Genomic DNA, 26,523 nt, shown 5'->3' on the forward strand with positions numbered 1-26,523 from the left:
CAGGGTGTCATTCTCGCTCGCTGAAGTCGCCCGGGTCTCCCATGAACTGTGGCCCCTGTCCGGCGCCGAGGAATGGGATGCGCCGGGTCTGATCAGTGGCGACCCCGCGCGTCGGGTCGATTCCATTCTGCTGGCCGTCGATGTCGTCTCCGAGACCGTCGCGGAAGCGATCACCTCCGGGGCCGACCTGTTGCTGGCCCATCACCCGCTGCTGCTGCGCGGGGTCACCAGCGTCGCCGAAGACCGCTACAAGGGTGCCCTGCTCGCTCGGCTGATCCGTGCCGATTGCGGCCTGCTGGCCGCCCACACCAATGCCGACGTCGTCGAAGACGGGGTCTCCGATGTCATCGCCTCCAGTCTGGGCCTGGTCGACACGCGCCCGATCACGGGTGGACTGGTCCCTGGCACGGGTATCGGTCGGGTCGGCCGGCTCCCGGAGCCCACGACGCTCGGTCTTCTCGCCCGCCGCCTGGCGGCGCTGATCCCCCCGACGGCGACGGGTGTGCGTGTGGCCGGCGGCTATGCCGACACGATCCAGACCGTCGCCCTGTGCGGGGGAGCCGGTGACTCGCTGCTGCGCGAACCTGCCGTGCGCTCCGCCGACGTGTTCATCACCTCCGACCTCCGGCATCACCCGGCGTCGGAGTCCAGGGAACAGTCGATCCTGGCGGGGGTTGGCCCCGCCCTCATCGACGTGTCACACTGGGCCAGCGAATGGCTCTGGCTGGACGTCGCCGCCTCGGCGCTGCGGCAGAGGCTGCCCGGCATCCGCATCGAGGTCAGCGACGTGCGGACCGACCCCTGGGACTTCGCCGTCACCCAGTGAGCCTGGCTCACCCCCGTTCATTTCAACTCCATAATCATGAAGGTCAGGACATTGTGAAGGCATCTCCCACCGAGCAGAAGGAGCTTCTGCGGCTCCAGGCCCTCGATATCAAATTGCAGCAGGTCGAGCATCAGGCCAAGGCGTTGCCGCAACACGCCGAGCTTGCAGAGCTGGGCCGCGGACTCGATGCGTCCAAGACGGTCCTGACCGGTCAGGTCGGCGAGGTCGAGGACGCCCAGATCGAATTGCGCCGCATCGAGTCTGATGTCGAGGTGGTCGAGAAGCGCATCGCCCGCGATACCGAGCGCGCCCAGCACACCTCCTCGATGAAGGATGTTCACGCACTGGAGAGCGAACTCACCGCCCTGGGTGCGCGTCTGGCCGCGCTCGAGGAGATCGAACTCGCGGTGATGGAACGTCTCGAGGACAAGGAAGCGGCCGTCGCTGAGACCGAATCCGAACGCGCCGACGTCGCGGGCCGGGTCGCCGGAATTGAAGCCGACCGCGACGCGCTTCTGGTCGATCTGAACCGCCAGCTGGGCGAGTTGGCCCGGGACCGGGTCGCGATCGTCTCCGCCATCGGCGAGGACCTGTCGGGGCTGTACGAGAAGCGGCGCGTGGCCGGGCGGGGCAACGCGGCGTCCCTGCTCCGCGCCCGCACCTGCAGCGGATGCACCATGACCCTGACGGGCAACGACCTCGAAGAGGTGCGGGCAGCGCCCGCCGACGACATCGTCTTCTGCCCGGACTGCGGCGCCATCCTCGTCCGCACCGAGGAATCCGGCATCTAGAGCAGGCCGCCGCCAGGGCCCGGTTCGGCAACAGGGCCGGGGCGCTGTAGGCTCGACCACGGAATGGGTCGACAAGACGGTCGCGTCATCCGGGCTTTTCACAGCTCGTGATGCCGAGGAACGTCCGGGCTCCACAGAGCAGGACGGTGGGTAACACCCACCCGGGGCAACCCGCGAGACAGTGCCACAGAAAGTAGACCGCCACCGGCGCAAGCCGGGGGTAAGGGTGAAACGGTGGTGTAAGAGACCACCAGGGGCCAGGGTGACCTGGCCGGCTAGGTAAACCTCGTCCGGAGCAAGGTCGAACAGGAAACGCCAAGGCGGCTCGCCGAGTTTCCGGGTAGACCGCTAGAGGGCTGCGGCAACGTAGTCCCGAGATAGATGGCCGTCCATGGTGAAAACCGGGACAAAACCCGGCGTAATAGTCGGCCCATTCCCCTCTCGAACCTGTGAGTTGCGCGGGACCGTGCCGCGGGGGTGGTGCATTCCCAGCCTGTGCTCCTACGCTGGGGCCATGAGCACCCCCGGGTCCACGTCCGATGCCGTCACCACGCACCGCCCGGCCACGGCCTCGTCCGGGGTCTGGCTGCGGTTCAGGGCGCTGCTCGGCCGGTCCAGGACCTGGATCCACGCTCACCCGCGCCTGCGGGCGCCGTATCGGCTGCTCGTCGCCCTCGCCGGGCTGACGGTCATGGTCGTCGGTCTCATCCTGGTACCCCTGCCGGGACCGGGCTGGCTGATCGTCTTCGTGGGCGTCGCCGTGCTCGGCACGGAGTTCCCCGCTGCCCACCGGGTCACCACGGTCGTCCGACGGCTCGCGCACCGGGTGCGACTCTGGTGGCGGGCGCGTCAGCAGCGCCAGAGCACCCGGGCGTACAGCTAAGCGGAGTCGGCGAGGCCGGAGTCCGCTACGCGGAAACTGGCGCGTGCTTGACGGCCAGGGCGGCTGCGCCCAGGATGCCGGCATTGTTGCGGTGGACGGCCGGGATGATCCGGGTGTTCAGGTCCAGCAGGGGAAGGAAGTTCTCGTGGTGTTTCGATACGCCGCCGCCGACGATGAACAGGTCGGGAGTAAACAGGGACTCCAGCTTGGAGTAATACTTCTGCAGGCGTGACGCCCACTTCTCCCAGCTGAGGTTGTCCCGTTCCTTGGCCGAGAAGGCCGCGCGGGTCTCGTAGTCCACGCCGTCGATCTCCAGATGCCCGAACTCGGTGTTGGGCACCAGGGCCCCGTCGTTGATCAGGGCCGTGCCGATGCCGGTGCCCAGCGTGGTGAGCAGCACGACACCGTCGACACCCCTGGCCGCGCCGAACGTCGACTCCGCGTATCCGGCCGCGTCAGCGTCGTTGACGAAGTGGATGGGCACGCCCAGGCCCTTCTCGAAAAGTTTTTCCGCGGCGAGGCCGATCCACTTGTCGGACACATTGGCCGCCGACATCGTGTGACCGTGCTTGACGACGGCGGGGAAACACACGCCGATGGGCATCTCGCCCGTTCCGGCGGACACCGTTGCCAGGAGCTGGCGGGTGGTCTCGATGATGTCCTGGGGCCGGCCGCCCTTGGGAGTGGGCAGCTTGACGCGGTCGGAGAGCAGGGCCCCGGTGGACAGGTCCACCACAGCCCCCTTGATGCCGGTTCCGCCGATATCGATGCCGATGGCAGTGGTTGAACTCATGATGTCAATCTACCGGCTGCGGCAGCGTCAGGATTTCGGCGCCACGTTCGGTGACCACCAGGGTGTGCTCGAACTGCGCGGTGATGCTGCGATCACGGGTCAGAACCGTCCAGTCATCCGCCCACATGTCCCAGTCACTGGTGCCGAGGGTCAGCATCGGCTCGATGGTGAACACCATGCCTACCTCCATGACGGTGTCGTATTGCGGTGCGGAGTCATAGTGCGGAATGATCAGGCCCGAGTGGAACGCGTCCCCCACCCCGTGACCGGTGAAGTCGCGAACGACCCCGTAGCCGAACCGCTTGGCGTACGACTCGATGGTGCGGCCGATCACGTTCACCTGCCGTCCGGGTGCCACGGCCTTGATTCCGCGCGCCAGGGCCTCCCGGGTGCGGTCGACGAGCAGGGTGACCTCCTCGGTGGCCTCGCCGACGATGAAGGTGACGTTGGAATCACCGTGCACCCCGTTCTTGTACGCGGTGATGTCGATATTGACGATGTCACCGTTTTCGAGCACGGTGTCGTCAGGAATTCCATGGCAGATGACCTCGTTGACCGAGGAGCACAGCGACTTCGGGTAGCCGCGGTAGCCGAGCGTGGACGGGTAGGCGTCGTTCCGGATCAGGAACTCGTGGCCGACCCTGTCCAGTTCCTCGGTCGTGACCCCGGGGCGTACCGCACGCCCGACCGCCTGGATCGCGTTCGCGGCGATGCGGCCGGACTCCCGGATCAGTGCGATGCGTTCGGGGGAGTAGACATCGGATCCGGTGAACCGGGCCGGCGCGGTGTGCCCGACATACTCGGGCCGAACGATGTGGGAGGGAACGGAGCGGTGGCTGGACACGGCTCCCGGAACGAGGTGACCGATTGAATCCTTAGGCATAGGATCAACCTTATGGCCGAAGATGCTGATCACCAGTTCTGGTACAACATGCGCACTGGCGCCGTCGAGAAGGGCATGCTGTCGCCGTCCGTCGACAGGGTAGGCCCGTTCTCGACATTCGACGAGGCGACGAACGCCCTCGACAAGCTCCGCGCCAACAGCGCCAAATGGGCCGAAGACGACGAGGCCGAGGACCGCTGAGGCGCACCCGCTCCGGCAGTGTTTACTCGTAGCTGTGCTCGGGGCCCGGATAGGCGCCGGAATCGACGTCGTTCTTGAACGAGTGCACCGCATCGGTGAGGACCGAACGCAGGTTCGCGTACTGCCGCACGAACCGGGGCACGCGTCCCCCGGTCATGCCGGCGAAATCTGTCCAGACCATCAGCTGACCGTCGACGCCGGGCCCGGCCCCGACGCCGATGGTGGGGATCTCCAGGCGTTCGGTGACCTCTGCGGCGACGCCTGACGGCACCATCTCCAGAACGACCGCGAAAGCGCCGGCGTCCTGCACGGCGAGAGCATCCGTGATCAGCTGTTCGGCGCCCGCGCCGCGTCCCTGTATCATGTGCCCGCCCAAACCGTGTTCGCTCTGGGGGGTGAAGCCGATGTGCCCCATGACCGGGATGCCGGCAGACACGATCCGCGAGATCTGCTTGCGACTGCGCACCCCGCCCTCCAGCTTCACGGCGTGAGCCTGGGCTTCCTTCATGAAACGCACCGCGGTGTGCAGGGCCTCAGACGGGCCGGTCTCGTAGCTGCCGAACGGCATGTCGGCAACGACCAGCGCCCGGGTCACGGCCCTGGCCACAGCGCGGGTCAGTGGGATCAACTCGTCGACGGTGACGGGGAGGGTGGTCTCGTAACCGAAGACGTTGTTCCCGGCGGAATCTCCCACCAGTAGGAAGTCGATGCCGGACTGGTCGAAAATCTGGGCGGTGAGCATGTCATAGCTGGTCAGGCCCGTGATCGGGATACCTTGCTGCTTCGCGTTCTGAAAATGCCTGGTGCGCACGCGCTTGGGCCCTGCGGTGGCACTGACGTATGGATTCTGCACCTCGACGGCGTTGGCGGCGTCTGGCGTGGGGATCTCTGGCATGTGCCCAAGTGTACTCAGCGGTCGATTCTGAGAGTCATTCGCAGCTGCGATCAGCCGGTTTTCGCCCGCGCGCCGTCGGCAGCCGGTAGCCTAGGGGCAACAAGAAAGGGCGTGGATGGACAAGCAGCGCGACTTCGTTCTTCGGACCATCGAGGAACGGGGCATCAAGTTCATTCGACTATGGTTCACCGATGTGGTCGGCACCCTCAAGTCGGTTGCCATCGCGCCGGCCGAGGTGGAGGGTGCGTTCGCCGAGGGACTGGGCTTCGACGGGTCAGCGATCGAGGGCCTGACGCGCTCGTTCGAGGCGGACGTGCTGGCCCACCCGGACCCCACCACGTTCCAGATCCTGCCCTGGCGGGGCGAGGTCGACCCCACCGCCCGCATGTTCTGCGACATCACCACTCCGGATGGACAGCCCGCCGTCGCCGACCCCCGGAACGTGCTCAAGCGCACCCTGGCGAAGGCCGCCGAGCGAGGCTTCACGTTCTACACGCACCCGGAGATCGAGTTCTATCTCCTGAAATCGTCCAAGTTCGGCAAGAACGGACCGGTCCCGGTCGATTCTGCCGGGTACTTCGACAACGTTCCCGGCGGCACGGCGCACGACTTCCGGCGCCGGTCGGTGCGGATGCTCGAGGATCTCGGCATCTCGGTGGAGTTCAGTCACCACGAGGCCGGCCCCGGCCAGAACGAGATCGACCTGCGTTACGCGGATGCTCTCACCACCGCCGACAACATCATGACCTTCCGCACCGTCATCAAGGAGGTGGCGATCGAGCAGGGCGTCTACGCGACGTTCATGCCCAAGCCGCTCTCCGACCAGCCCGGCTCCGGAATGCACACCCACCTCTCCCTCTTCGAGGGCGACACCAACGCGTTCTACGAAGCCGGCGCGCAGTACCAGCTGTCGACGACCGGGCGTCAGTTCATTGCCGGTCTGCTGCGGCACGCGCCGGAGATCACGGCGGTGACCAACCAGTTCGTGAACTCGTACAAGCGCCTGTGGGGTGGCGACGAGGCCCCCAGCTTCGTGTGCTGGGGTCACAACAACCGGTCCGCGCTGATTCGCGTTCCGCTCTACAAGCCCAACAAGGGCCAGAGCTCGCGCATCGAGTACCGGGCGATCGACTCGGCAGCCAACCCGTACCTCGCGTACTCGCTGATGCTCGCCGCCGGGCTCAAAGGCATCGAGGAGGGCTACGAGCTTCCGCCGGAGGCCGAGGACAACGTGTGGGGACTCAGCGACACCGAGCGTCGCGCGCTGGGCTACCACCAGCTGCCCGCCAGCCTCGACCATGCCATCCAGTACATGGAGGAGTCCGAGCTGGTCGCCGAGACGCTGGGGGAGCACGTATTCAACTATGTGCTGCTGAACAAGCGTCAGGAATGGCGAGAGTACCGCTCGCAGGTCACCCCATTCGAACTCAATAAGAACCTCGAGATGCTCTAGGGACTCACCTCAGACAGGTACAGGACATGGCGAGAGAACAGTTGACTCTGACGGACCTCGCTCGGGTGGGCTTCGCCGATCTCGGCGAGGCCCGTGCGCGTCTCGACGAGGTCGGTGAACTCGGCGGGCCTGACCCGTCGGATCTGTTCCCGCTGCTCACCCGGGCTGCGAATCCCGATGCGGCCCTCTTCGCCGTGCTGTCGTTGGTGCGCCAGGCCCCGACCGAGTTCGTGGCGCTCCGGCGGCATCCCGGCGCCCTGCAGCGCCTGGTGCTCGTGTCCGGGGCTTCGACCGGGTTGACCGATTTTTTCCTCCGGCATCCGGCAGAACTCGCGGTGTTGCACGAGAAGACCACCGCCGTGGCCGGGCTCCGTGAGCTGACAGACGACCTGCTCGACGCCGTCCAGTCGAAGGATGGCTTCGCCGAACTCATCGACGACGACGGGTGGGTGGCCCTGCGGGTGCGGTACCGCCGCCGGCTCGCCGAACTGGCAGCCTTCGACCTCGAACAGGCCGACCCCGTGGCCGGACTCGACCGGATCGCCAGGACCCTGGCGCACCTGGCCGCGGCGGCGCTGGAAGCCTCCCTCGCGGTCGCGAGGGGGATGTGCAGCGGCACCGTGGCCGCGCACGGCGTCTATCCCGTTGACGAGGTGCGGCTGACCAAGCTCGCCGTGATCGGAATGGGTAAGGCGGGGGCGGGGGAGCTGAACTACGTCAGTGACGTTGACGTCATCTTCGTCGCAGAGGGCAACGACGACGCCGGGCTCAGCGCCGCCAGGGCGGTGGACATCGCCACCCGGCTCGCGGTCCTGATGATGCGTGGGCTCAACCAGCCCAGCATGGAGCCCGAGCTGTGGGAGGTCGATCCCAACCTGCGCCCCGAGGGCAAGTCCGGCGCCCTGGTGCGTTCCCTCGACTCCCACATCGCGTACTACGACCGCTGGGCCAAGAGCTGGGAGTTCCAGGCGCTGCTGAAGGCACACCCCCTGGCCGGCGACCTGGAGCTCGGCTCCCGCTACGTCGCCGCGGTGGCCCCCAAGGTATGGACCAGCGCCAGCCGGGAGAACTTCGTCGAATCCGTGCAGCGGATGCGCGAACGGGTGACCAGTAACATCCCCGCCGACGAGGTCGCCGTGCAACTCAAGCTGGGCCCCGGCGGTCTGCGCGACATTGAATTCACCGTGCAACTGCTTCAGCTCGTGCACGGCCAGACCGATCCCGACATCCGTCAGCCCGGCACCCTGCCGGCCCTGGCCGCCCTGGCCGATGCCGGCTACGTCGGTCGCGCCGAGGCCGCCGAGTTCGCCCAGGACTACCGGATGCTGCGCCTGATGGAACACCGGCTGCAACTGGACCGGCTGCGCCGAACACACCTGCTGCCCCGGGACGAGTCCGGGCTGCGGGTCCTGGCACGGGCGACGGGCCTGGCCACGAGCGCGGCGGCGCTGACAACCCGGTGGGAGGCCACCAAACACCGGGTGCGCGGCCTGCACGAACGGCTGTTCTATCGGCCGTTGCTCTCCGCGGTCGCCGCCCTGCCCGCTGAGGGCCTGAACCTCACCAGCGCGCAGGCCGAGGCCCGGCTGGCGGCGATCGGCTTCCGCAACACCACGGGCGCCCTGGCCCACATCGCCGCGCTGACCAGCGGTGTGTCCCGGCGGGCGACCATTCAGCAACACCTGTTGCCGGTGCTGCTGCAGTGGCTGTCCGATGGCGCCGACCCCGACTACGGGCTGCTGGCCTTCCGGCGGCTGAGCGACAGCCTCGGTTCCACCTACTGGTTCCTGCGGATGCTCCGGGACTCGTCGGGGGCCGCCGAACGTCTCACCCGGGTGCTCTCGGCGTCGCGGTACGTCGGCGAACTCCTGGAGACCATTCCCGAGGCCGTCGCCTGGCTGGAACACGACAATGACCTGCGCCCCCGCCCGCTCAGCGTGTTGCAGGACGAGGCGCGTGCCGTGCTGGCCAGGCACGGCAGTCCCGACGCCGCCGCGTCCGTGCTCCGCACCAGCCGGCGACGCGAGATGCTTCGCCTGGCGCTGTCGGCCATCCTCGGTCGCATCAGCATTGACGAGCTCGCCGCGGGCCTGACGGATATCTCCACCGTCATCATCCAGGGAATCCTCGGCGCCATCCGTGGTGCCGGTCTCACCGGGGACGACGGTCCGTTCGCTCCGGATGGCATCGAGTTCGCTGTGATCGCCATGGGCCGGTTCGGGGGAGCCGAACTCGGTTTCGGTTCCGACGCTGACGTCATGTACGTCTTCAGGCCCGCTGCCCTCGAGGGCGGTGCGGCCCACGACCGGGCCACCTTCATCGTCCGGGAGCTGAACCGACTCACCGAGGACAACCGGCTGCCGTTCGACCTGGATATCGGCCTGCGCCCCGAGGGCAAGAACGGTGCGGTGGTGCGGTCCATCGATTCCTACCAGGCCTACTACCGCCGGTGGTCGCTCACCTGGGAGGCCCAGGCGCTGTTGCGCGCCCGCGGTGTCGCGGGCGATCCCGCGCTCCTGGAGTCCTTCCACGCCGTGATGGACACTGTGCGGTACCCGGAACAGATCAGTGACCAGGACGTCCGTGAGATCAAGCGCATCAAGGCCCGCGTCGAGAACGAACGTCTCCCGCAGGGAGCCGACCCGAACCGGCACCTCAAGCTGGGCCGCGGCTCGCTGAGCGATGTGGAGTGGTTCGTCCAGTTGCTGCAGCTCCAGCACGCCGCGAGCGTCCCCGCCCTGCGCACGACGTCAACCCTCGAAGCACTCGAGGAGGCCACTCGCGCCGGTTTGGTCACCGAACCGGATGCCGCCGTCCTCCGCGCCGCGTGGCTGTTCGCGTCACGGTGCCGCTCGGCGATCACCCTGTGGACGAACAAGACCGCGGATGTGCTGCCCACTGACAGGATGCAGCTCGACGGCGTCGCCCGCATGATGGAGTACCCGCCGGGTTCGGCGAATCAGCTCGAGGAAGACTACCTCGCGGTGACCCGGCGCGCCCGTGCGGTCTTCGAACGCCGGTTCTATGGACCGGTCGAACGGCCGGGGCCGTTCTCCGGCTGACCTCGACACCGTCGACGACGAAGGGGCCGCAACCTGACGGTTGCGGCCCCTTCGTCGTGCGTTGGGGAGATTAGACCCCGTAGTACAGTTCGAACTCGAACGGGTGCGGGCGCTGCGCGAGGGGCTTGATTTCCTTCTCGCGCTTGTAGTCGATCCAGGTCTCGATCAGCTCGGGGGTGAAGACGTTGCCGGCGAGCAGGAAGTCATGGTCGGCCTCCAGCGCCTGCAGGGCCTCTTCCAGCGATGCGGGAACCTGCGGGATGTTCTTCGCTTCTTCCGGCGGCAGCTCGTAGAGGTCCTTGTCGACGGGCTCGTGCGGCTCGATGCGGTTCTTGATCCCGTCGAGGCCGGCCATCAGCTGGGCGGCGAAGGCGAGGTACGGGTTGCCGGAGGCATCGGGGGCGCGGAACTCGAGGCGCTTGGCCTTGGGGTTGGTGCCGGTGATCGGGATACGGATCGAGGCCGAGCGGTTACCGGCCGAGTAGACCAGGTTGACCGGAGCTTCGAAGCCCGGAACCAGGCGGTGGTACGAGTTGACCGTCGGGTTGGTGAAGGCGAGCACAGCCGGGGCGTGCTTGAGCAGGCCACCGATGTACCAGCGTGCAACGTCGGACAGGCCGCCGTAGCCGGCCTCGTCGTAGAACAGCGGCTTGCCGTCGGCCCAGAGGGACTGGTGGGTGTGCATGCCGGAGCCGTTGTCGCCGAACAGCGGCTTGGGCATGAACGTGGCGGTCTTGCCCCACTCGTGCGCGGTGTTCTTGACGATGTACTTGAACTTCAGCAGGTCGTCGGCCGCGTGCACCATGGTGTCGAACTTGTAGTTGATCTCGCCCTGGCCGCCGGTGCCCACCTCGTGGTGGCTGCGCTCGAGGATGAGGCCGGCGTCCATCAGCTTGAGGCAGATGTCGTCGCGCATGTCGGCGTGCTGGTCGACCGGGCTGACCGGGAAGTAGCCGCCCTTGAACGGGGTCTTGTTGGCGAGGTTGCCGCCCTCTTCCTTGCGGCCGGAGTTCCAGGCACCCTCGCTGGAGTCGACGGAGTAGAAGCTGGTGTGCTGGTTGACCTCGTAGCGCACGTCGTCGAAGATGTAGAACTCGGCCTCTGAGCCGAAGTACGCGGTGTCGCCGATGCCGGTGGAGGCGAGGTACTTCTCGGCCTTCTTGGCCACCTGGCGGGGGTCCTTGGAGTAGATCTCGCCGTTGCGGGGGTTGTAGATGTCGAAGAGCATGATCAAGGTGCGTTCGGCGCGGAACGCGTCGATGTACGCGCTGGTGACGTCGGGGATGAGCTGCATGTCGGATTCGTGGATCGACGCGAAACCGCGGATCGACGAGCCGTCGAACATCTGGCCGACGGTGAAGAAGTCCTCGTCAACGGTCGACGCGGGGATGTTGAAGTGCTGCTGCACACCCGGCAGGTCGGTAAAACGGAGGTCAAGGAACTTGACATCGGTGTCCTTGATGAACGAGAGGACTTCGGACGAATCGCGGAACATGCGGGTTGACTCCAAACGACGTAGGCGTGGGTGACTAGAAATGTCGCACACTGCGGCTTCCCCGACACTATTACGGACGGGTTACTTAAGAATGACGCTTATGTTTCCTCCATGTTACAGAGGGCTCGGTCGGTACACTGATCGGGTGAATTCGACGCCGTCAAGACCCACCACCTTCGGGCAGTTACCGCCCAGCACCTGGCCGGGGGAGCGACTCGGCCTGCCTCGGACCGGACCGCATTCCGTGGGGCGGGTCGGCAGGCGCATCGCGGCGCTGGCCATCGACTGGGCCGTCGCCGTGGCCCTGACCTGCCTGATCTGGGGGTACACCTGGCTCAACTATGACGGCTTCGTGGTCCTGATGGTCTTCGTGGGCCTCCAAGCCCTGCAAGTCGCCGTGTTCGGGGGGAGCGTCGGCCACCGCCTGCTCGGCCTGCGTGTGATCGCCCTCACCGGAGGCCGTGCGGGCCTGTGGCGCCCGATCGTCCGGTCGGTGCTGCTGGGTCTGGCCGTTCCCGCCCTGGTCTGGGACTCGGACCAGCGGGGCTTCCACGACAAGATCGCCGGCACCGTCCTGATCAGGCGCTAGTCTCCGGCACGCAGAGAAGGGCACGGGGTTGACCCCGTGCCCTTCGTTGTTCTGGTGGATGCGTGTGGCTAGTTGCCGCGCTGCGGACGGGCCTTGGTGGGGTCGACACCCTTGGGAATCGGCAGTTTCTTGGTCATGGAGTTGAGGCGGTTGTTGACCGCCAGCACTTCGGCCTTGGTCAGGGTCGGCTTGATCTTGGTCAGCCGCCGGGCGAGCTTGTGCAGCGGAACGGCGTCGGCGTCTGGGCCCACGGTGATGACGGTGACCGCGACGTTGCCGCCGACCTTGGCCACCGAACGCTTTTCCTCGTCCAACATGCGGGCGGTGCGGGTGCGCGGTCCCTCGCTGATGAGCACAACTCCACCGCGGCCGACGGCGCGATAGATGGCGTCCTGGGTCTTACCGTTGACGGCGACGGGCATTTCGCTCCCCACCCAGCCGCGCTTCAACGAACTGCGCAGAACCGCGCCGACGGCGCCGGGCTGGCCCTCGATCTGCGAGTACGCGGCCTTCTCTGCACGCCGACCCAGGATGATCAGCATCGCCAGGACGCCGGCGAGCACGCCGGCGACGATCCAGAGGGCGATGGTGAAACCGTTGTCGGGGGTCAGCAGCAGCGCAAGGGCCAAGCCGACAACAACAGGGATCAGGAAACCCAAGATCATGAACAGAACGATGTTCGAGTCGTAGCGCCGGGTCATCTGGAAGACCTGCCACATTTGCTTCAAGCGGCCAGGTTCTTTGGGGGTGCGGGGACTCTTGTCCTTGCTTCGTGCCATGGTTCTAAGACTACCCAGTCGGTCGATATCCGCGGAACGGATTTAGGGTCAAACGGCCTGGCTGAAGGCCACGGTCGCGTCGGCGAGGTGCTGCAGGTGGGCGGGCACCGGGCGTCCGGTGGCCGTCATCGACTGTGCCCAGAGCCGACCGGCCCGGTAGGAGGAACGCACCAACGGTCCGGCGAGCACGCCGAGGAAACCGATCTGCTCCGCTTCGGCCTTGAGGTCAACGAACTCCTCCGGTCGCACCCACCTGGCCACCGGCAGGTGCCGGGGGCTCGGCCGCAGGTACTGCGTGATGGTGATGATGTCGGTCCCGGCATCGTGCAGGTCCTGCAGCGCTTGGGACACCTCGGCGCGTTCCTCGCCCATGCCGAGAATCAGGTTCGACTTGGTGATCAGTCCCGCGGCCCGCCCCTGGCTGAGCACGTCGAGGGACCTGTCATAACGGAAGGCGGGACGAATGCGTTTGAAGATCCGCGGGACCGTCTCGACGTTGTGCGCGAAGACCTCAGGGCTGGCAGAGAACACCTCGGCCAAGTGGATCGGGTTGCCCGTGAAATCGGGGACGAGGATCTCGACCCCGGTCCCCGGGCTTTGGAGGTGGATCTGCCGGATCGTCTCGGCGTAGAGCCAGGCGCCCTCATCGGGCAGGTCGTCGCGGGCGACCCCGGTCACCGTCGCGTAACGCAGGTTCATCGCCACCACCGACTCGGCGACTCGGCGCGGCTCGTCGGTGTCGTAGTCTGCGGGCTTGCCCGTGTCGATCTGACAGAAGTCGCAGCGCCTGGTGCACTGGGAGCCGCCGATCAGGAAGGTGGCCTCGCGGTCTTCCCAGCACTCGTAGATGTTCGGGCAGGCGGCCTCCTGGCACACCGTGTGCAGGTTCTCGCTCTTCACCAGATCCTGCAGGTGGCGGTATTCGGGGCCCATCCTGGCGCGAGTCTTGATCCAGTCGGGCTTCCGCTCGATGGGCGTCTCGGCGTTGCGTATTTCCAGTCGCAGCATCCGGCGTCCGTCGGGCGCGGCGGTCATACGGACACCGCCAGCCGGCTGCGGAAACGGGTTGTGATGGAGTCGACGACGTCCTCGGTGCTGACGTCTCGGCCGAGTACCTGAGACATGGTGGTGACGCCCGCATCGACGATGCCGCAGGCGACAATACGGTCGTACGGTTCGAGCGAGTTGTTGCAGTTGAGGGCGAACCCGTGCATGGTCACACCGTCGGCGACCCGGATGCCGATGGCGGCGATCTTGTCCTCGGCCCCGGCGGGCCCGACCCAGACGCCGCTGCGTCCGGGAACCCGTCTGCCGTCGATCCCGAAATCGGCCAGCGCGTCGATGAGGATGTCCTCGAGCAGACGCACGTAGCCGACCACGTCGAGAGGTTCGGGCAAGCGCAGGATCGGGTAGCCGATCAGCTGACCGGGCCCGTGCCAGGTGATCCGGCCGCCGCGGTCGACGTCCACGACCGGCGTGCCGTCGGTGGGACGGTCCTCCGGCTGGGTGCGTTTGCCGGCCGTGTACACGGCGGGGTGTTCGAGGAGCAGGACGGTGTTCGGTCGTTGACCGGACACCACCGTGCGATGGACGGCGCGCTGGAGCTCAAGGCCCTCGAAATACGGCACGGAGTTGGCGCTTAGCCCCGCGACGACAAAGTCGAGCATGCGGTAAGTCTAGGGGGTCTCCTCCCCAGCCTGAGCACCGCTCGAGTTTCCGCCAGATTCCCACCGAGGGGAGGGGGCCGCCGGTCCGAACGGCACGGTGGAGTGATGGAGCACAGGCAGATTCCCGCCCGAGAGGAGACCCTGGCCGGGTTCCGGCTGATACGCCGGATCGGCACGGGGAGCCGTTCGATCATCTACCTCGGCCGGGCGCCCGGAGAGCAGGGCCAGGCCCTGAATGTGGCACTGAAGGTGTTCGGGCCGGAGGCTGACAGACCGGCGCTCGACCGGCAGGTGCGAGCCATGCTCACAGTGCCGCCGGCGATGCTCGCGCCGTTGCGGGACGTGGCGACGGCACCCGACGGCCGGCTCTGCCTCGTGCTGGACCGCCTGACCGGTTCGTCGTTGGACCGGCTGCTGGCCGAGCGGGGCACCCTCGGTGCCGGTGAGGTCGTGACCATTGCCGCGACGATCACGGCAGCACTGCAGGCGCTGCACGACGCCGGATTCAGCCACTCCATGATCGGACCTGCCTGCGTACGGTTCGACGGCTGTGGCCGACCGGTGCTTCTCGGGCTGGGCGCGCTGGAGGATCTGCCCGCCGGGGGAGCCGGTGTCGCGCGGCGGCGGGACGACCTCGTGCGCCTGGCGGGCTGTGTGAGATCCATCCGCGACCACCTGGACCCTCAGGCTCCGGAGGCGGCGACGGCGGAGTCGGTCGTGGCCGAGTTCGAAGCCGCGGCCACGGCGCGACCCGTCCCGCCGGATTTGTCCGGCGTGGAATCCGTTCTGTTCGACTGGGCGGCAGCGACAGCCGTCCGGGGTGCGGTACCGGGCACCGTGCCGGCAGATCCCGAGGGACCGGAGGATACCCACGGCCTGGCCGCACCGTCGAGCCGACTGACCAGACCGGCCCGCCCGGCCGGGGCGCGTGAGCCGGCCATCCGAGCCGGCGGGCGACTGGCGGGTGCAGAGCGTGGAAGCGCGGCGAAGCCGACAGGACGGTTGGAGCGGCAGGTGCGGCGTGGGCTGGCCGGATGCCGGTCAGGGCTGCGAATCGTGAATGCTCGGTCGCGGGTGGGCGCTCGGTGGCTGCAGGCGCTGCTGCGGAACCGGAGTCGAGCACGGCCGGTCATCGTCGGTGTCTGCCTCGCGGTGGTGCTGGCCGCCGGAGGCCTTGCGGCGCTGTCCCCAGCCGAGTCCCCGGCCGAGTCCCCGGTGGTCGCCGGGGACGCCGGCGACCTGTCGGCGCCCGCGACGCGGTCCTCGTCACCGGGTGCCGAAGCGACCGCGGGGCCGGGAGACGGCGGGCCGGCAGGCGCCGACGGATCCGCAGCGACTCTCGTGTCCGACGATCCGGCGGCGGCGACCCTGGTCCTGCTCGAGCTGCGCGAGGGGTGTTTGGCGGAGGCGTCGGTGCTGTGTCTGGAAAGTGTCGACCAGGCCGGTTCCGTGGCCATGGCCGCCGACTCGTATCGGGCACTTCAGATGGAACGGAGCGCCGACCGCACTGCTGCGGGTTTCACGGCCACCGTGCAGGAGCGCCGCGGCAACGCCGCGCTGATTGTTCTGACGCCGGCGGCCGGCGGTCCCGCGAACACACAACCGGCCTCAGCCCTGGTGATCAAGGGCGAGGCCGGCTGGCGGTTACGCGAACTCTTCGACTACTGACCCGTCTGGCGGGTCTGTGACACTAGATTCCGAGGTTGGCCTCGAATGCGCCGGCTTCCAGACGTGCCTTCATGGTGGTGAGGAAGCGCGAGGCGTCCGCTCCATCGATGATGCGGTGGTCGTAGGACAGCGCCAGGAACACCGTCGAACGAATCGCAATGGAGTCCAGACCCTTGTCGGTCACGACGACGGGCTTCTTGTAGACGACGCCGGTGCCGAGAATGGCGCTCTGCGGGAGGAAGACCACCGGGGTGTCGAACAAAGCGCCGCGCGAACCCGTGTTGGTGAGGGTGAACGTGCCACCGGACAGCTCGTCGGGCTTGAGCTTGTTGTCGCGGGTGCGGGCAGCCAGGTCAGCGATCTGGGCGGCGAAACCGGCCAGATCGAGGTCACCGGCGTCGCGGATGACGGGAGTCAGCAGTCCGCGTTCGGTGTCCACGGCGATGCTCATGTTCTCCTGGCCCGGGTACACGATCGACGTGCCGTCGACGGTCGCGTTGATGATCGGGTTCGCCTTCAGTGCCTCGGCCGCGGCCAGGGCGAAGAACGGCAGGAAGGACAGCTTGTTGCCGGTCTTCTCGTGGAAGGAGACCTTGACCTTGTCGCGGAGCATGGCGACACGGGTGACGTCAACCTCCACGACAGTGGTGAGCTGGGCCGTCTGCTGCATCGACGCTACAGCGCGCTCGGCGACGACCTTGCGCAGGCGCGACATCGGCACGGTGGTTCCGCGCAGCGGAGACACCTCGACCTCGGCGGCGGCCGGAGTCGCGGGCGCAGCCGTGGCGGAGGCGGAGACGATGTCCTGCTTGCGGATGCGTCCGCCGACACCGGTGCCGGTGATGGTGGACAGGTCGACGCCGGCCTCGTTCGCGAGCTTGCGGACGATGGGCGTGACGTAACCGCTGGTGCCGGCGTGGGCGCCACGGGTCGGCTCGGCAGCGGGTGCTGCCGGGGCGGCGGCGGGTGCTGCTGCTACCGGTGCCGGGGCCGCCGGTGCGGGGGCGGGTGCTGCCGCCACGGGTGCCGGGGCTGCGGGTGCAGCAGCGACCGGTGCGGGTGCGGCGGGCGGCGGCTCCACGGCGGCCGGGGCCGGCGGTGCAACGGCGGCAGGCGCCTCGGCGGGCGCCGGTGCCTCGGTCGAGGGAACCTCGGCGACGGGCGCCTCAGCGGCGGGCGCCTCTGCGGCGGGCGTCTCTGCGACCGGTGCTTCGGCCGCAGCAGAGCCGTCGCCGATGGTCACCAGCGGGGTGCCGACCTCGACGGTCTCGTCCTCCTGGACAAGGATGGCTTCGATGATGCCGGCAACGGGGGATGGGATCTCCGTGTCGACCTTGTCGGTCGATACTTCGAGCAGCGGTTCGTCGACTTCGACGCGGTCTCCCACGTTCTTGAGCCAGCGGGTGACCGTACCCTCTGTGACACTCTCACCGAGTGCCGGGAGGTTGACGGATTCGCTCATGCGTTTGTCTCCTTTGAAACCATTAATGTCTGACCAATGTTAGTGAGAATCTGTGTGCCGAAACGGGCTACATCGCGTGCAAAGGCTTGCCGGCCAGGGCCAGGAAGGCCTCGCCGAGTGCTTCGTTCTGGGTGGGGTGCGCGTGCAGCAGCGGCGCGAGGTCCTCAGGGTAGGCCTCCCAGTTGACGATGAGCTGACCTTCGCCGATCAGCTCGCCCACGCGGGCGCCGATCATGTGGATGCCGATGATGGGGCCATCAGCCTCACGGACGACCTTGATCGACCCGGTGGTGCCCAGGATCGAGCTCTTGCCGTTGCCGCCGAGGCTGTACTCGTAGCTGGTGACCTTGTCGGCGCCGAACTTGGCGACGGCCTTGGCCTCGGTGTAACCGACCGATGCGATCTCGGGGTCGCAGTAGGTGACCTTGGGGATGTTCAGGTCGTCGACGACGATCGGGGACAGGCCCGCGATCTCTTCGGCGACGAAGATGCCCTGCTGGAAACCGCGGTGCGCGAGCTGCAGGCCGGGGACGATGTCGCCGACCGCGTAGACGCCGGGGATGTTGGTGGCGAGGCGTTCGTCGGTGATGACGAAGCCGCGGTCCATGGTGATGCCGGCCTCTTCGAAGCCGAGACCAGCGGTCGACGGGCCGCGACCGACGGCGACGAGCAGCAGCTCGGCCTCGATCGTGGTGCCGTTCTCCAGCGTGACGACGACGCCGGAGTCATCCTGCGTGACCGACTGGAAACGCACGCCGAGGGAGAATTCGATGCCGCGCTTGCGGAACGCCCGCTCGAGCTGCTTCGACACCGACTCCTCTTCGTTGGGAGCGAGGTGCGGAAGGGCCTCGATGATCGTGACGTCGGCGCCGAAGGACTTCCAGACGCTGGCGAACTCGACGCCGATCACGCCGCCGCCGAGCACGGCGACCTTCTTGGGAACGTAGTTGAGCTCGAGGGCCTGCTCGCTGGTGATGACGCGAGCTTCGATGGCCAGGCCGGGCAGCGACCGGGAGTACGAGCCGGTGGCCAGCACAACGTTCTTGCCGACGATGGTGTCTTCGCCGACCTGAACGGTCGTGGGGGAGATGAGCTTGCCCTCGCCGGCGATGACGGTGATGCCGCGGGCCTTGATCAGTCCCTGCAGACCACGGAACTTGCTGGCGACGATGCCCTCGCGGAACTTGGTCACGGCGTCGATGTCGATGCCGTTGAAGGAGGTGTTCACCCCGTACTTGGCCGACTCGCGGCTCACGTCGGCAACCTCGGCCGAGTGCAGCAGTGCCTTGGTCGGGATACAACCGACGTGCAGGCAGGTGCCACCGAGCTTGTCCTTCTCAATCAGGCCGACGGTCAGGCCCAGCTGAACGGCACGCAAGGCGGCCGCGTAGCCGCCGCTGCCGCCACCGAGAACTACAAGGTCAAAATTCTGTTCAGACACCCAGATACTCCCTCGTGCATCACATACACTTTCACGGCCCGCCCGACGCACGTGTTGTGCGTGGGTAGGCGTTGAACGGCAAGGATTTTCCTGCCTATAAGACCTTACTACTTGCGCGAAAACTCCTCGGCCAGTCGCAACAGGGTCCGCACCGTCACACCGGTCGGACCGGGGGCGGTGAAGCCGAGCCCGCCGCCGACAAGCTGGGCGCTGCCGGCGATGTCCAGGTGCGCCCACGGAATCGTGGTGGTCTCGGCGCCCTCGCCTGTGCTGCCGATGAACTCGTTCAGGAAAACCGCGGCCAGGAGCATCCCGCCGCCGGTGTTGCCGATCTTGGCGTTCGCGATGTCTGCGACGTCGGAGTTGAGCAGGGCGCGCAGTTCTTCGGGCATCGGCATCGGCCAGGCGAGTTCACCCTCGGCCTTGCTCGCGGCGAGAACCTGGGCCACGAGGTCGTCGTTGCCCAGCACCGCGGAGTAGCGGGTGCCGAGGGCCACGATGGCGGCGCCGGTCAGGGTTGCGACGTCGATGATCGCGTCGGGGCGCTCTTCACCCGCAGCGACGAGTCCGTCCGCGAGGACCAGCCGGCCTTCAGCGTCGGTGTTGAGCACTTCGACGGTGCGGCCGCCGCGCATGGTCAGCACGTCGTTGGGGCGGATCGCGGACCCGGACGGCATGTTCTCGGCGATACACAGCCACGCCGTGAGCCGCACGGGCAAGCGCAGGCGGGCCGCGGCCAGCGTCACGGCCAGCACGGTGGCGGCGCCGGTCATGTCGTACTTCATGCCCACCATGGATGCCGGCGGCTTCAAGGACAGTCCGCCGGTGTCGAAGGTGATCCCCTTACCCACCAGCGCGAGGTGCTGGGTCGCCTCGATCGGGTCGTAACTGACCTTGACCAGTCGCGGAGGCCGGGTCGACCCCTGGCCCACTCCGGCGATACCGCCGAAGCCGTCGGCGACGAGCTGGTCTTCGTCCCACACCGTCAACGTCACGGGAAGGCCCTCAGCGGCCGCAGCGGCGAGGTCTGCGAGCGATTCGGGATAGAGGTCGAGCGGCGGCATGTTCACGAGGTCCTTCACCAGGCTCACGGCATCGGCCACGATTCCGGCACGGTCGGATGCGTCCTCATCGGCCTGATCCGTGTGCACGGTGATGTCGGTGGCCGGAAGCTTGGTGGCGGCCAAAGACGCCTTGCGATAGGTCGTGAAGGAGTAACCGCCGAGCGCTGCACCCTCCAGAACGGCTGCGGCCTGGTCAGCGTCGGCCAGCGGGAGGGCGAACGCCACCGTGGCGGCGCCGGTGAGCTGGCGCACCGCCGAGCCGGCCGCGTAACGCAGCGACTCCGGTGTGACAACGGAGCCGAGCCCGATCACGGCGATGGTCTTCGCGGCCCCGACGACTGGCGCGAGACGAATCAACTGATCCTTCGTTCCGGACACGGCGACAGCGGCGAATTGCGCGGCGATCTCCTCGAAGCCCGGGTCGGCGAACAGGGTAGGCCCGTCCTTTCCCTGCACGGCACCGATGACGATCACGTCGGCTGTGGATTCGATGGAGGGCTGTGCGGACACGGAAACGCGGGAAACGGTCATGCCTCGATGCTACGGGGCGGAGTGTTCGCTCTGGGCACCACGGTGTGAGGAGCGATTCTCCGACAGTGGGCGAATCGTCCGCTTAGAGTTAATGGATGCGCGATCCTGATGAAATCTATACGCTCACTTCGGACGCCGCAGGCGTTCCAGAAGGGTTGCATCTCGTCGCGGGCCTGACCGGATTCGCGGACGCCGGCGGCGCGGTCTCCCAGTTCACCGAATACCTGCTCGCGACCCTCGAGCATGAGGTCATCGCCGAGTTCGACGCGGACCTGCTGCTCGACTACCGGGCGCGGCGACCGATCATCTACTTCGATCAGGATCACCTGACCGACTACCAGCCACCCCGGCTCCGGCTCTACCTGGCCCGGGATGAGATCGGCCAGCCGTTCCTGCTCCTGGCCGGCTTCGAACCTGACTTTCGGTGGGAGCAGTTCACGGCCGCGGTGCTCGAACTCGTGAGCCGCTTCAGGGTGTCCTCCACCACGTGGGTGCACGCCATCCCGATGCCGGTCCCGCACACTCGACCCATCGGTGTGACGGTCAGCGGCAATCGCACCGACCTGATCGAGAGCATGTCGGTGTGGCGTCCACACACCCAGGTGCCGGCCAACGCGCTGCACCTGGTGGAATTCAGATTGCAGGAAATCGGGGCCTGGACCATCGGATACGTCCTGCTGATCCCGCACTACCTTGCCGACACCGAATACCCGTCCGCCGCCCTCTCTGCCCTGGAGAGCACGAGCGCGTCCACCGGGCTGATCTTCCCCACCGATCGGCTGCGGGAAAAGAACCGCGAGTTCATCGGCCGGATCGACGAGCAGGTGGGGGAGAACCCCGAACTCGCCAAGCTCGTCGGCACCCTCGAAGAGCGCTACGACGCCTACATGGAGGGCAACACTCTGCGGTCGCCGTTGACGGACGAGGACGGCGCGCTGCCGTCCGCGGATGAAATCGCGGCGGAGCTGGAGAAATTCCTCGCGACCCGGCGTGGGCGGGACGACGGCCAGCAGCCCTGACCCGATGCCCACCCGGTGGACGGCGATGGTCGGGAGGACCGGCTCGCCCGGCTAGATTGAGGCGAGTGAACTCTCGTCGATCCTGGTTGATCTTTTCCTTCGGATCGTTCGTCTACCTGTCCGCCGTCATGCAGCGCACTTCGCTCGGCATCGCGGGAGTGTCGGCAACCGAACGATTCGGCGGCTCGGCCGCCGTCCTGTCCAGCCTCGCCGTGGTGCAGCTGATCGTCTACGCCGCCGCGCAGATCCCGGTCGGCGTGCTGATCGACAGGTTCGGCCCCCGCGTCCTCATGCTCGCCGGGACCGTCCTGATGGTGGCGGGGCAGCTGACGCTTGCTTTCGCCCCGTCGATCACTCTCGCGGTGGCGGGGCGGATGCTGGTGGGGGCCGGCGACGCCGCAATCTTCATCTCGGTGATCAGGCTGATCACCTCCTGGTTCTCCGGGCGTATCGTGCCCCAACTGTCGCAATGGTTCGGCAACATCGGCCAGCTCGGCCAGGTGCTCTCCGCAGTGCCGCTGGCCTGGGTCCTGCACGAGTTCGGTTGGACGCCGGCGTTCCTGGGCGCCACCCTGGTCGCGTTCGTTGCCTTCGTGGTCGTCGTCGTGGGTGTCCGCGACCGGCCGGCCGGGTCGCCGGACCAACCGCGACCGCAGAGCTGGGGGAGCGCCCTGACCCAATTGCGGCACAGTCTCGGCCGACCGGGAACCCAACTAGGCTTCTGGTCCCATTTCGTCACCCAGTCCTCCGGGACGGTCTTCACCCTCCTGTGGGGCTTCCCGTTCATGGTCTACGGTCTCGGCTACGAGTCGAGCATGGCCGCCGCGATGCTCACCATCCCGGTCGCCGCCGGGATGATCTGCGGACCGATTCTCGGCGTGCTGACGGCCCGGCATCCGCTGCGTCGCAGCAATATAGTGCTGGGCATCGTGACCGTCATGGCAGCGACCTGGGCGGTCGTCCTGCTGTGGCCGGTGGCGCCGCCGTTCTGGCTCATCGTCCTCCTGCTGATCGTGTTGGGCGGCGGCGGCCCCGGCTCGCTGATCGGCTTCGACTTCGCGCGCACGTTCAATCCGCAACGCAGCCTCGGCTCCGCCAACGGGGTCGTCAACGTCGGCGGGTTCCTGGCCAGTTTCGTGATGATGTTCCTGATCGGGGTGCTGTTGGACCTGCAGGACGGGTGGCGTCAGGCCCAGGGTGGCGTCAGCGATCTCTACTCGCTGGACTCGTTCCGTTTCGCGTTCACCGTGCAGTTCCTGATCGTCGGCATCGGTGTGGTCATGCTCGTGAGGACCCGGAAACGCACCAGGCGACTGCTGTCCCGCGATGAGGGAATAGAAGTGGCGCCGCTCTGGGTTGAACTCTCTAGAAGAATGAGACGCCGCGGGCGCGGAGAGTGAGAGCGCGTGGCTCGGTTTATACACAATCCGTGCAATAATTGTCAATAGGACCCGTTCTGGTTCCTGGACGCGCCGATCAGTTGTCGGCTGCAATCCCGGGGACTTGACATGGGTCCTAGTACTGCCCAAAAACGTACGGCCCACAAACGTACTGCCCATAACCCCGCTCTCAGATGAACCCGGCCCGCGCCGAGTACCGCAACGAGCGAGGCCGCGCCGCACGCGCACGAATCACGGCATGAGAGGTGTTCGAATGGCAACCCCAACGAAGACAGAGCCCGAATTGAAGACCACCGAGACCCAGCCGGCCGACGACGCAACCGTCACCGCGGCCAAGACGCCCGCACAGAAGGCCGCTGCGACGCGCGCAGCCACGGCCGCCGCCAAGGCAGCCGCCGCCGCGGCCGGTGCCGACGCCCCGGAGAAGGCCGCACCACGCAAGCGCGCCGCGAGCACGAAGACCAAGGCGCCAGTGGGAAAGAAGAAGGCCGGCGATGCCGAAGCCGGCGACGACGAGGCCGTCGCTCCCGGTGACGAGCACGACACCGATGATGACGACACCACCGACGGCGCTGCCAAGCGCGTCGCCCCTGCCGAGCCGCTGCCCAGCGGTGCGCTCGTGCTGTCCCTCGTCGACGACGAGGATGAGGTACCGGTCTACTCGAGCGCCATCACCGGCGCGACGGCGGACCCGGTCAAGGACTACCTGAAGCAGATCGGCAAGGTCGCGTTGCTCAACGCCGCCGAAGAAGTCGAACTGGCCATGCGCATCGAGGCGGGCCTGTTCGCCGAAGACAAGCTCTCCCAGATGACCGACGCCGAGAAGAAGAGCGCGCTCGGACGCGAATTGCAGTGGGTCGCCAAGGACGGCGCCCGCGCGAAGAGTCACCTGCTCGGCGCCAACCTGCGTCTGGTCGTCTCCCTGGCCAAGCGGTACACCGGTCGTGGAATGCAGTTCCTGGACCTGATCCAGGAGGGCAACCTGGGCCTCATCCGTGCGGTCGAGAAGTTCGACTACACCAAGGGCTTCAAGTTCTCCACCTATGCGACCTGGTGGATCCGCCAGGCCATCACGCGCGCCATGGCCGACCAGGCCCGCACCATCCGTATCCCGGTGCACATGGTCGAGGTCATCAACAAGCTCGCCCGTGTGCAGCGCCAGATGCTGCAGGACCTCGGTCGCGAACCCACGCCGGAGGAACTGAGCCGCGAGCTCGACATGACCCCGGAAAAGGTCGTCGAGGTGCAGAAGTACGGCCGCGAGCCGATCTCCCTGCACACCCCGCTCGGCGAGGACGGCGACAGCGAGTTCGGCGACCTGATCGAGGACACTGAAGCGGTGGTTCCCGCCGATGCCGTGGGCTTCACGATGCTGCAGAAGCAGCTGGAAAGCCTGCTCGACTCCCTCTCCGAACGCGAAGCCGGCGTCATCCGGATGCGCTTCGGCCTGGGCGACGGCATGCCGAAGACCCTCGACCAGATCGGCGACACCTTCGGCGTCACGCGTGAGCGGATTCGTCAGATCGAGTCCAAGACCATGGCCAAGCTGCGCCACCCGTCCCGGTCGCAGTCGCTGCGCGACTACCTCGAGTAAAGAGTTGGCTGTACGGTACGCGCCGGCGATCCTGCTCGGCAGAGTCGCGCGCACCCTCGCGCGCTGGCGCAAGCCCGGTGGCGGCTCTGCCGTCCCTGGCCTAGTCGTCAACACCATCGCGCCCGGGTTCCTGCCGCGCACCCTGAACGGTTTTCCGGGCGGGCTCGTCATCGTGACGGGCTCGGCCGGCAAGTCCACGACCACCAAGATGCTTGTTGCGGCGCTGCGCGCCCACGGCCTCTCTGTCTTCACCAACCAGTCGACGGCGAACATCAGCCAGGGTCTCACCTCGGCACTGTTGGAACGGGTCAGCCTGACCGGCCGCATTGAGGGCGACATCGCGGTCCTCGAAATGGACGAGGGCCACGGCGCCCTGATCTCGGGCTCCCTGAACCCCCGCGTCGTCGTGCTGACCAACGTGATGGTCGATCAGATCGACCGTTTCCACGACTCCGACATGGTCGCCGCGATGCTGGCCAAGATCGCCGCACGGGCCACCGGCTCCGTCGTGCTGAACGCCGACGACCTCCACCTGTCCCGGCTGGGCGATGGTATTGCCCCCGGCGTCGCCGTGGCCCGCTACGGCGTGGCCGACGAGGTGCTTGCGGCGAACCCGCGGGGTTTGGGCTATACCCTCACCTCACCGACCCGGCTTGACGCCGCCGACGGCATGGTTCTGACCGCGGTCTCCGGACTCGACGCGACGGTGCTGGTCGACGGACGGGTGCACACGCTGCGGTTGCCGGCCAGAGGCACCCACTACGCGGTGGACGCGCTCACGGCCCTTGCCGCCGCCCGGTCGGCCCTGCTCGACAGGTTCGATGCCGCTGTGGCGGTCGCCGCGATTTCCAGCATCCCCCCGGTGTTCGGCCGCGGCGAGATCGTATCGGTGCGCGGCACCACTGTGGAATTCGTGCTGGTGCAGAACCCCGCCAGCCTGCAGCTCAACGTGGACAGCCTGGACCCGGACACCGAACAGATCCTCGTCGCCGTCGGCTCCGACGTGCGCGACCCGTCCTACCTCTGGCCGGCCGACACCTCCGCCCTCGGCCACGTGCTTATCGCTTCGGGGTCGAAGGCCTACGACATCGGCCTGCAATTGGCCTATGACGGCGTGCTCGTCGACCGCATCGAACCCGACCTCGGTCGGGCCCTCGACGACTTCCTGGCGCTACCGGAACCCGCCCACGGTGTCAAGACGATCATCTTCTCGGCCGATTCGATGCGGCGCACCCGGGCGCACCTCGGCCTGGAAACCAACGAAGCGGACCCGTCATGACAGTTGACCACCCGGCCGATCTCACCATCGTGAGCCTGCTCCCGCGGCTTCTGGACACCAACGGCGACGCCGCGAACGCGCGGGTTCTCGCGCAGCGCGCCCGCTGGGCCGGACTGTCGGCCCGGATAGTGCCCGTGCACGCCGTCGCCGACCTTCCCGAGACCGTCGACCTCGTCGTCATCGGATCGGGAACCGACACCGACCTCGTCGCCGCTCGCGACGCCCTCAGTACCCTGGCAGAGCCACTGCGTGCCTGGCTGACCGGGGGAGTGCCCGTGCTGGCCGTCGGTACCGGTTGGGAGCTGCTCAGCGCCGGGCTCAACCTGCCGGACGGCTCGTCGGTCGACGGTCTCGGCCTGGTGCCGGGGCGCGCGGGCGCCCTGCCGGCCCGCGTCACCGACGACCTCGTCGTCGACGCCGACGGTCTGCGCCTGCTCGGCTTCGAAAACCATCTGCGCGGGTACGCCGGAGCCGCGGCCCCGCTGGGCACGGTGGACTACGGCACCGGCAACGGCGACGGCACGGAGGGCGCCGTCGACGGCAGCTTCATCGGCACTCACCTGCACGGCCCGGTCCTGGCCCGCAATCCGCAGCTCGCCGACCGGATGCTCGGAACTGCCGCCGCTGCCAGAGGCCTCACCCTGACCCCGACCGCTCAGACCGAATCGGTCGACGGCATAGCAAAAGCCGCACGCAACCAGGTTGCAGTGCGGCTCAGCCTCACCTCGGAGTAACTCCGGTCAAGCGC

The 26,523-nt window shown here is 67.4% G+C and carries 23 protein-coding genes and 1 other RNA gene; 14 read left to right on the forward strand and 10 right to left on the reverse strand.

Going from position 1 to position 26,523, the window contains the following annotated elements; all coding sequences use genetic code 11:
- The first annotated feature begins 4 nt into the window (after positions 1 to 4).
- The 4 genes from B7495_RS08235 to B7495_RS08250 all read left to right on the forward strand — a co-directional run bounded on the left by B7495_RS08235 (position 5) and on the right by B7495_RS08250 (position 2,500).
- The gene (locus B7495_RS08235; protein WP_088456149.1) at positions 5 to 826 is read left to right on the forward strand and encodes a Nif3-like dinuclear metal center hexameric protein; all 822 of its coding nucleotides are present in this window, start codon (positions 5 to 7) and stop codon (positions 824 to 826) included.
- The gene (locus B7495_RS08240; RefSeq protein WP_240632455.1) at positions 823 to 1,617 is read left to right on the forward strand and encodes a zinc ribbon domain-containing protein; all 795 of its coding nucleotides are present in this window, start codon (positions 823 to 825) and stop codon (positions 1,615 to 1,617) included. Before B7495_RS08235 ends, B7495_RS08240 begins: the two co-directional genes overlap by 4 nt.
- A 64-nt stretch (positions 1,618 to 1,681) precedes the next feature.
- Positions 1,682 to 2,054: RNase P RNA component class A (rnpB, locus tag B7495_RS08245), an RNA gene on the forward strand.
- 77 nt (positions 2,055 to 2,131) lie between these two features.
- Positions 2,132 to 2,500, forward strand: coding sequence for a TIGR02611 family protein (locus B7495_RS08250; RefSeq protein ID WP_088456151.1), 369 nt, complete (start codon positions 2,132 to 2,134; stop codon positions 2,498 to 2,500).
- Positions 2,501 to 2,525: 25 nt separating this feature from the next.
- Here the strand turns inward: B7495_RS08250 and ppgK are convergent, their stop codons facing one another.
- On the reverse strand, positions 2,526 to 3,293 hold the full coding sequence (gene ppgK, locus B7495_RS08255; protein ID WP_088456152.1) for a polyphosphate--glucose phosphotransferase: 768 nt from the start codon (positions 3,291 to 3,293) through the stop codon (positions 2,526 to 2,528).
- Between the two features lie 4 nt (positions 3,294 to 3,297).
- The gene (gene map / locus B7495_RS08260) at positions 3,298 to 4,176 is read right to left on the reverse strand and encodes a type I methionyl aminopeptidase (RefSeq protein ID WP_088456153.1); all 879 of its coding nucleotides are present in this window, start codon (positions 4,174 to 4,176) and stop codon (positions 3,298 to 3,300) included.
- Between the two features lie 12 nt (positions 4,177 to 4,188).
- Between map and B7495_RS08265 the strand changes: the two genes are divergently transcribed.
- Positions 4,189 to 4,377, forward strand: coding sequence for an SPOR domain-containing protein (locus B7495_RS08265; RefSeq protein ID WP_088456154.1), 189 nt, complete (start codon positions 4,189 to 4,191; stop codon positions 4,375 to 4,377).
- Between the two features lie 22 nt (positions 4,378 to 4,399).
- On the opposite strand, the gene panB is transcribed toward B7495_RS08265, so the two are convergent.
- On the reverse strand, positions 4,400 to 5,272 hold the full coding sequence (gene panB, locus B7495_RS08270) for a 3-methyl-2-oxobutanoate hydroxymethyltransferase (protein WP_088456155.1): 873 nt from the start codon (positions 5,270 to 5,272) through the stop codon (positions 4,400 to 4,402).
- Between the two features lie 115 nt (positions 5,273 to 5,387).
- Between panB and glnA (B7495_RS08275) the strand changes: the two genes are divergently transcribed.
- Complete coding sequence (glnA, locus tag B7495_RS08275) at positions 5,388 to 6,725, forward strand: type I glutamate--ammonia ligase (RefSeq protein WP_066595282.1); 1,338 nt, start codon at positions 5,388 to 5,390, stop codon at positions 6,723 to 6,725.
- Between the two features lie 26 nt (positions 6,726 to 6,751).
- Positions 6,752 to 9,787 carry a bifunctional [glutamine synthetase] adenylyltransferase/[glutamine synthetase]-adenylyl-L-tyrosine phosphorylase gene (locus B7495_RS08280; RefSeq protein WP_088456156.1) on the forward strand — a complete coding sequence of 1,012 codons (3,036 nt, stop codon included), beginning with the start codon at positions 6,752 to 6,754 and terminating at the stop codon, positions 9,785 to 9,787.
- 70 nt (positions 9,788 to 9,857) lie between these two features.
- Here the strand turns inward: B7495_RS08280 and glnA (B7495_RS08285) are convergent, their stop codons facing one another.
- Complete coding sequence (gene glnA / locus B7495_RS08285; protein WP_088456157.1) at positions 9,858 to 11,282, reverse strand: type I glutamate--ammonia ligase; 1,425 nt, start codon at positions 11,280 to 11,282, stop codon at positions 9,858 to 9,860.
- A 145-nt stretch (positions 11,283 to 11,427) separates the two neighbouring features.
- Between glnA (B7495_RS08285) and B7495_RS08290 the strand changes: the two genes are divergently transcribed.
- Positions 11,428 to 11,871 carry an RDD family protein gene (locus B7495_RS08290; protein ID WP_240632456.1) on the forward strand — a complete coding sequence of 148 codons (444 nt, stop codon included), beginning with the start codon at positions 11,428 to 11,430 and terminating at the stop codon, positions 11,869 to 11,871.
- Positions 11,872 to 11,939: 68 nt separating this feature from the next.
- Here the strand turns inward: B7495_RS08290 and B7495_RS08295 are convergent, their stop codons facing one another.
- From B7495_RS08295 to lipB, 3 genes are read right to left on the reverse strand one after another with little or no spacing between them, the layout of a single operon-like run.
- Entirely contained in the window at positions 11,940 to 12,650 is a 711-nt protein-coding gene (locus B7495_RS08295; protein WP_088456159.1) for a DUF4191 domain-containing protein, read from the reverse strand.
- Positions 12,651 to 12,698: 48 nt separating this feature from the next.
- Positions 12,699 to 13,685: a lipoyl synthase gene (gene lipA / locus B7495_RS08300; protein WP_088456160.1), complete on the reverse strand. Its 987-nt coding sequence runs from the start codon at positions 13,683 to 13,685 to the stop codon at positions 12,699 to 12,701.
- On the reverse strand, positions 13,682 to 14,317 hold the full coding sequence (gene lipB / locus B7495_RS08305; RefSeq protein ID WP_088456161.1) for a lipoyl(octanoyl) transferase LipB: 636 nt from the start codon (positions 14,315 to 14,317) through the stop codon (positions 13,682 to 13,684). The genes lipA and lipB overlap by 4 nt, the downstream gene beginning before the upstream one ends.
- A gap of 105 nt (positions 14,318 to 14,422) precedes the next feature.
- On the opposite strand from lipB, the gene B7495_RS08310 reads away from it, so the two are divergent.
- Complete coding sequence (locus B7495_RS08310) at positions 14,423 to 15,985, forward strand: hypothetical protein (protein ID WP_088456162.1); 1,563 nt, start codon at positions 14,423 to 14,425, stop codon at positions 15,983 to 15,985.
- A gap of 22 nt (positions 15,986 to 16,007) precedes the next feature.
- Here B7495_RS08310 and sucB read toward each other — a convergent pair whose 3' ends face one another.
- The 3 genes from sucB to B7495_RS08325 all read right to left on the reverse strand — a co-directional run bounded on the left by sucB (position 16,008) and on the right by B7495_RS08325 (position 20,483).
- Positions 16,008 to 17,447, reverse strand: a complete 1,440-nt coding sequence (gene sucB / locus B7495_RS08315; protein WP_088456163.1) for a 2-oxoglutarate dehydrogenase, E2 component, dihydrolipoamide succinyltransferase — start codon at positions 17,445 to 17,447, stop codon at positions 16,008 to 16,010.
- Positions 17,448 to 17,514: 67 nt separating this feature from the next.
- Positions 17,515 to 18,888 (reverse strand): dihydrolipoyl dehydrogenase, encoded by a 1,374-nt coding sequence (gene lpdA / locus B7495_RS08320; protein WP_088456164.1) that lies wholly within the window; start codon positions 18,886 to 18,888, stop codon positions 17,515 to 17,517.
- Between the two features lie 107 nt (positions 18,889 to 18,995).
- Complete coding sequence (locus tag B7495_RS08325) at positions 18,996 to 20,483, reverse strand: leucyl aminopeptidase (protein WP_088456165.1); 1,488 nt, start codon at positions 20,481 to 20,483, stop codon at positions 18,996 to 18,998.
- A gap of 95 nt (positions 20,484 to 20,578) precedes the next feature.
- Here B7495_RS08325 and B7495_RS08330 point away from each other — a divergent pair, with 95 nt between their 5' ends.
- The 5 genes from B7495_RS08330 (at position 20,579) to B7495_RS08350 (ending at position 26,509) form a co-directional block, all read left to right on the forward strand.
- Entirely contained in the window at positions 20,579 to 21,502 is a 924-nt protein-coding gene (locus B7495_RS08330) for a proteasome assembly chaperone family protein (protein ID WP_088456166.1), read from the forward strand.
- A gap of 65 nt (positions 21,503 to 21,567) precedes the next feature.
- Positions 21,568 to 22,902: a nitrate/nitrite transporter gene (locus B7495_RS08335; protein WP_088456167.1), complete on the forward strand. Its 1,335-nt coding sequence runs from the start codon at positions 21,568 to 21,570 to the stop codon at positions 22,900 to 22,902.
- 253 nt (positions 22,903 to 23,155) lie between these two features.
- Positions 23,156 to 24,496: an RNA polymerase sigma factor gene (locus tag B7495_RS08340; RefSeq protein WP_088456168.1), complete on the forward strand. Its 1,341-nt coding sequence runs from the start codon at positions 23,156 to 23,158 to the stop codon at positions 24,494 to 24,496.
- A 4-nt stretch (positions 24,497 to 24,500) separates the two neighbouring features.
- A complete protein-coding gene (locus B7495_RS08345; protein ID WP_088456169.1) occupies positions 24,501 to 25,775 on the forward strand; it encodes a MurT ligase domain-containing protein in 1,275 nt (424 codons plus the stop codon).
- On the forward strand, positions 25,772 to 26,509 hold the full coding sequence (locus tag B7495_RS08350) for a type 1 glutamine amidotransferase (protein WP_088456170.1): 738 nt from the start codon (positions 25,772 to 25,774) through the stop codon (positions 26,507 to 26,509). Before B7495_RS08345 ends, B7495_RS08350 begins: the two co-directional genes overlap by 4 nt.
- Positions 26,510 to 26,523 lie beyond the last annotated feature (14 nt).

This window comes from Cryobacterium sp. LW097 (assembly GCF_002205495.2).
Classification (GTDB): domain Bacteria; phylum Actinomycetota; class Actinomycetes; order Actinomycetales; family Microbacteriaceae; genus Cryobacterium; species Cryobacterium zongtaii.

Coding starts and splice junctions, on each gene's coding strand:
- B7495_RS08340 (WP_088456168.1), top strand. CDS start 23,156: ATGGCAACCCCAACGAAGACAGAGCCCGAATTGAAGACCACCGAGACC.
- panB (WP_088456155.1), bottom strand. CDS start 5,272: ATGCCAGAGATCCCCACGCCAGACGCCGCCAACGCCGTCGAGGTGCAG.
- B7495_RS08280 (WP_088456156.1), top strand. CDS start 6,752: ATGGCGAGAGAACAGTTGACTCTGACGGACCTCGCTCGGGTGGGCTTC.
- map (WP_088456153.1), bottom strand. CDS start 4,176: ATGCCTAAGGATTCAATCGGTCACCTCGTTCCGGGAGCCGTGTCCAGC.
- B7495_RS08350 (WP_088456170.1), top strand. CDS start 25,772: ATGACAGTTGACCACCCGGCCGATCTCACCATCGTGAGCCTGCTCCCG.
- B7495_RS08310 (WP_088456162.1), top strand. CDS start 14,423: ATGGAGCACAGGCAGATTCCCGCCCGAGAGGAGACCCTGGCCGGGTTC.
- glnA (WP_088456157.1), bottom strand. CDS start 11,282: ATGTTCCGCGATTCGTCCGAAGTCCTCTCGTTCATCAAGGACACCGAT.
- sucB (WP_088456163.1), bottom strand. CDS start 17,447: ATGAGCGAATCCGTCAACCTCCCGGCACTCGGTGAGAGTGTCACAGAG.
- B7495_RS08295 (WP_088456159.1), bottom strand. CDS start 12,650: ATGGCACGAAGCAAGGACAAGAGTCCCCGCACCCCCAAAGAACCTGGC.
- B7495_RS08250 (WP_088456151.1), top strand. CDS start 2,132: ATGAGCACCCCCGGGTCCACGTCCGATGCCGTCACCACGCACCGCCCG.
- ppgK (WP_088456152.1), bottom strand. CDS start 3,293: ATGAGTTCAACCACTGCCATCGGCATCGATATCGGCGGAACCGGCATC.
- B7495_RS08330 (WP_088456166.1), top strand. CDS start 20,579: ATGCGCGATCCTGATGAAATCTATACGCTCACTTCGGACGCCGCAGGC.
- glnA (WP_066595282.1), top strand. CDS start 5,388: ATGGACAAGCAGCGCGACTTCGTTCTTCGGACCATCGAGGAACGGGGC.
- B7495_RS08325 (WP_088456165.1), bottom strand. CDS start 20,483: ATGACCGTTTCCCGCGTTTCCGTGTCCGCACAGCCCTCCATCGAATCC.
- lipA (WP_088456160.1), bottom strand. CDS start 13,685: ATGACCGCCGCGCCCGACGGACGCCGGATGCTGCGACTGGAAATACGC.
- lipB (WP_088456161.1), bottom strand. CDS start 14,317: ATGCTCGACTTTGTCGTCGCGGGGCTAAGCGCCAACTCCGTGCCGTAT.
- B7495_RS08265 (WP_088456154.1), top strand. CDS start 4,189: ATGGCCGAAGATGCTGATCACCAGTTCTGGTACAACATGCGCACTGGC.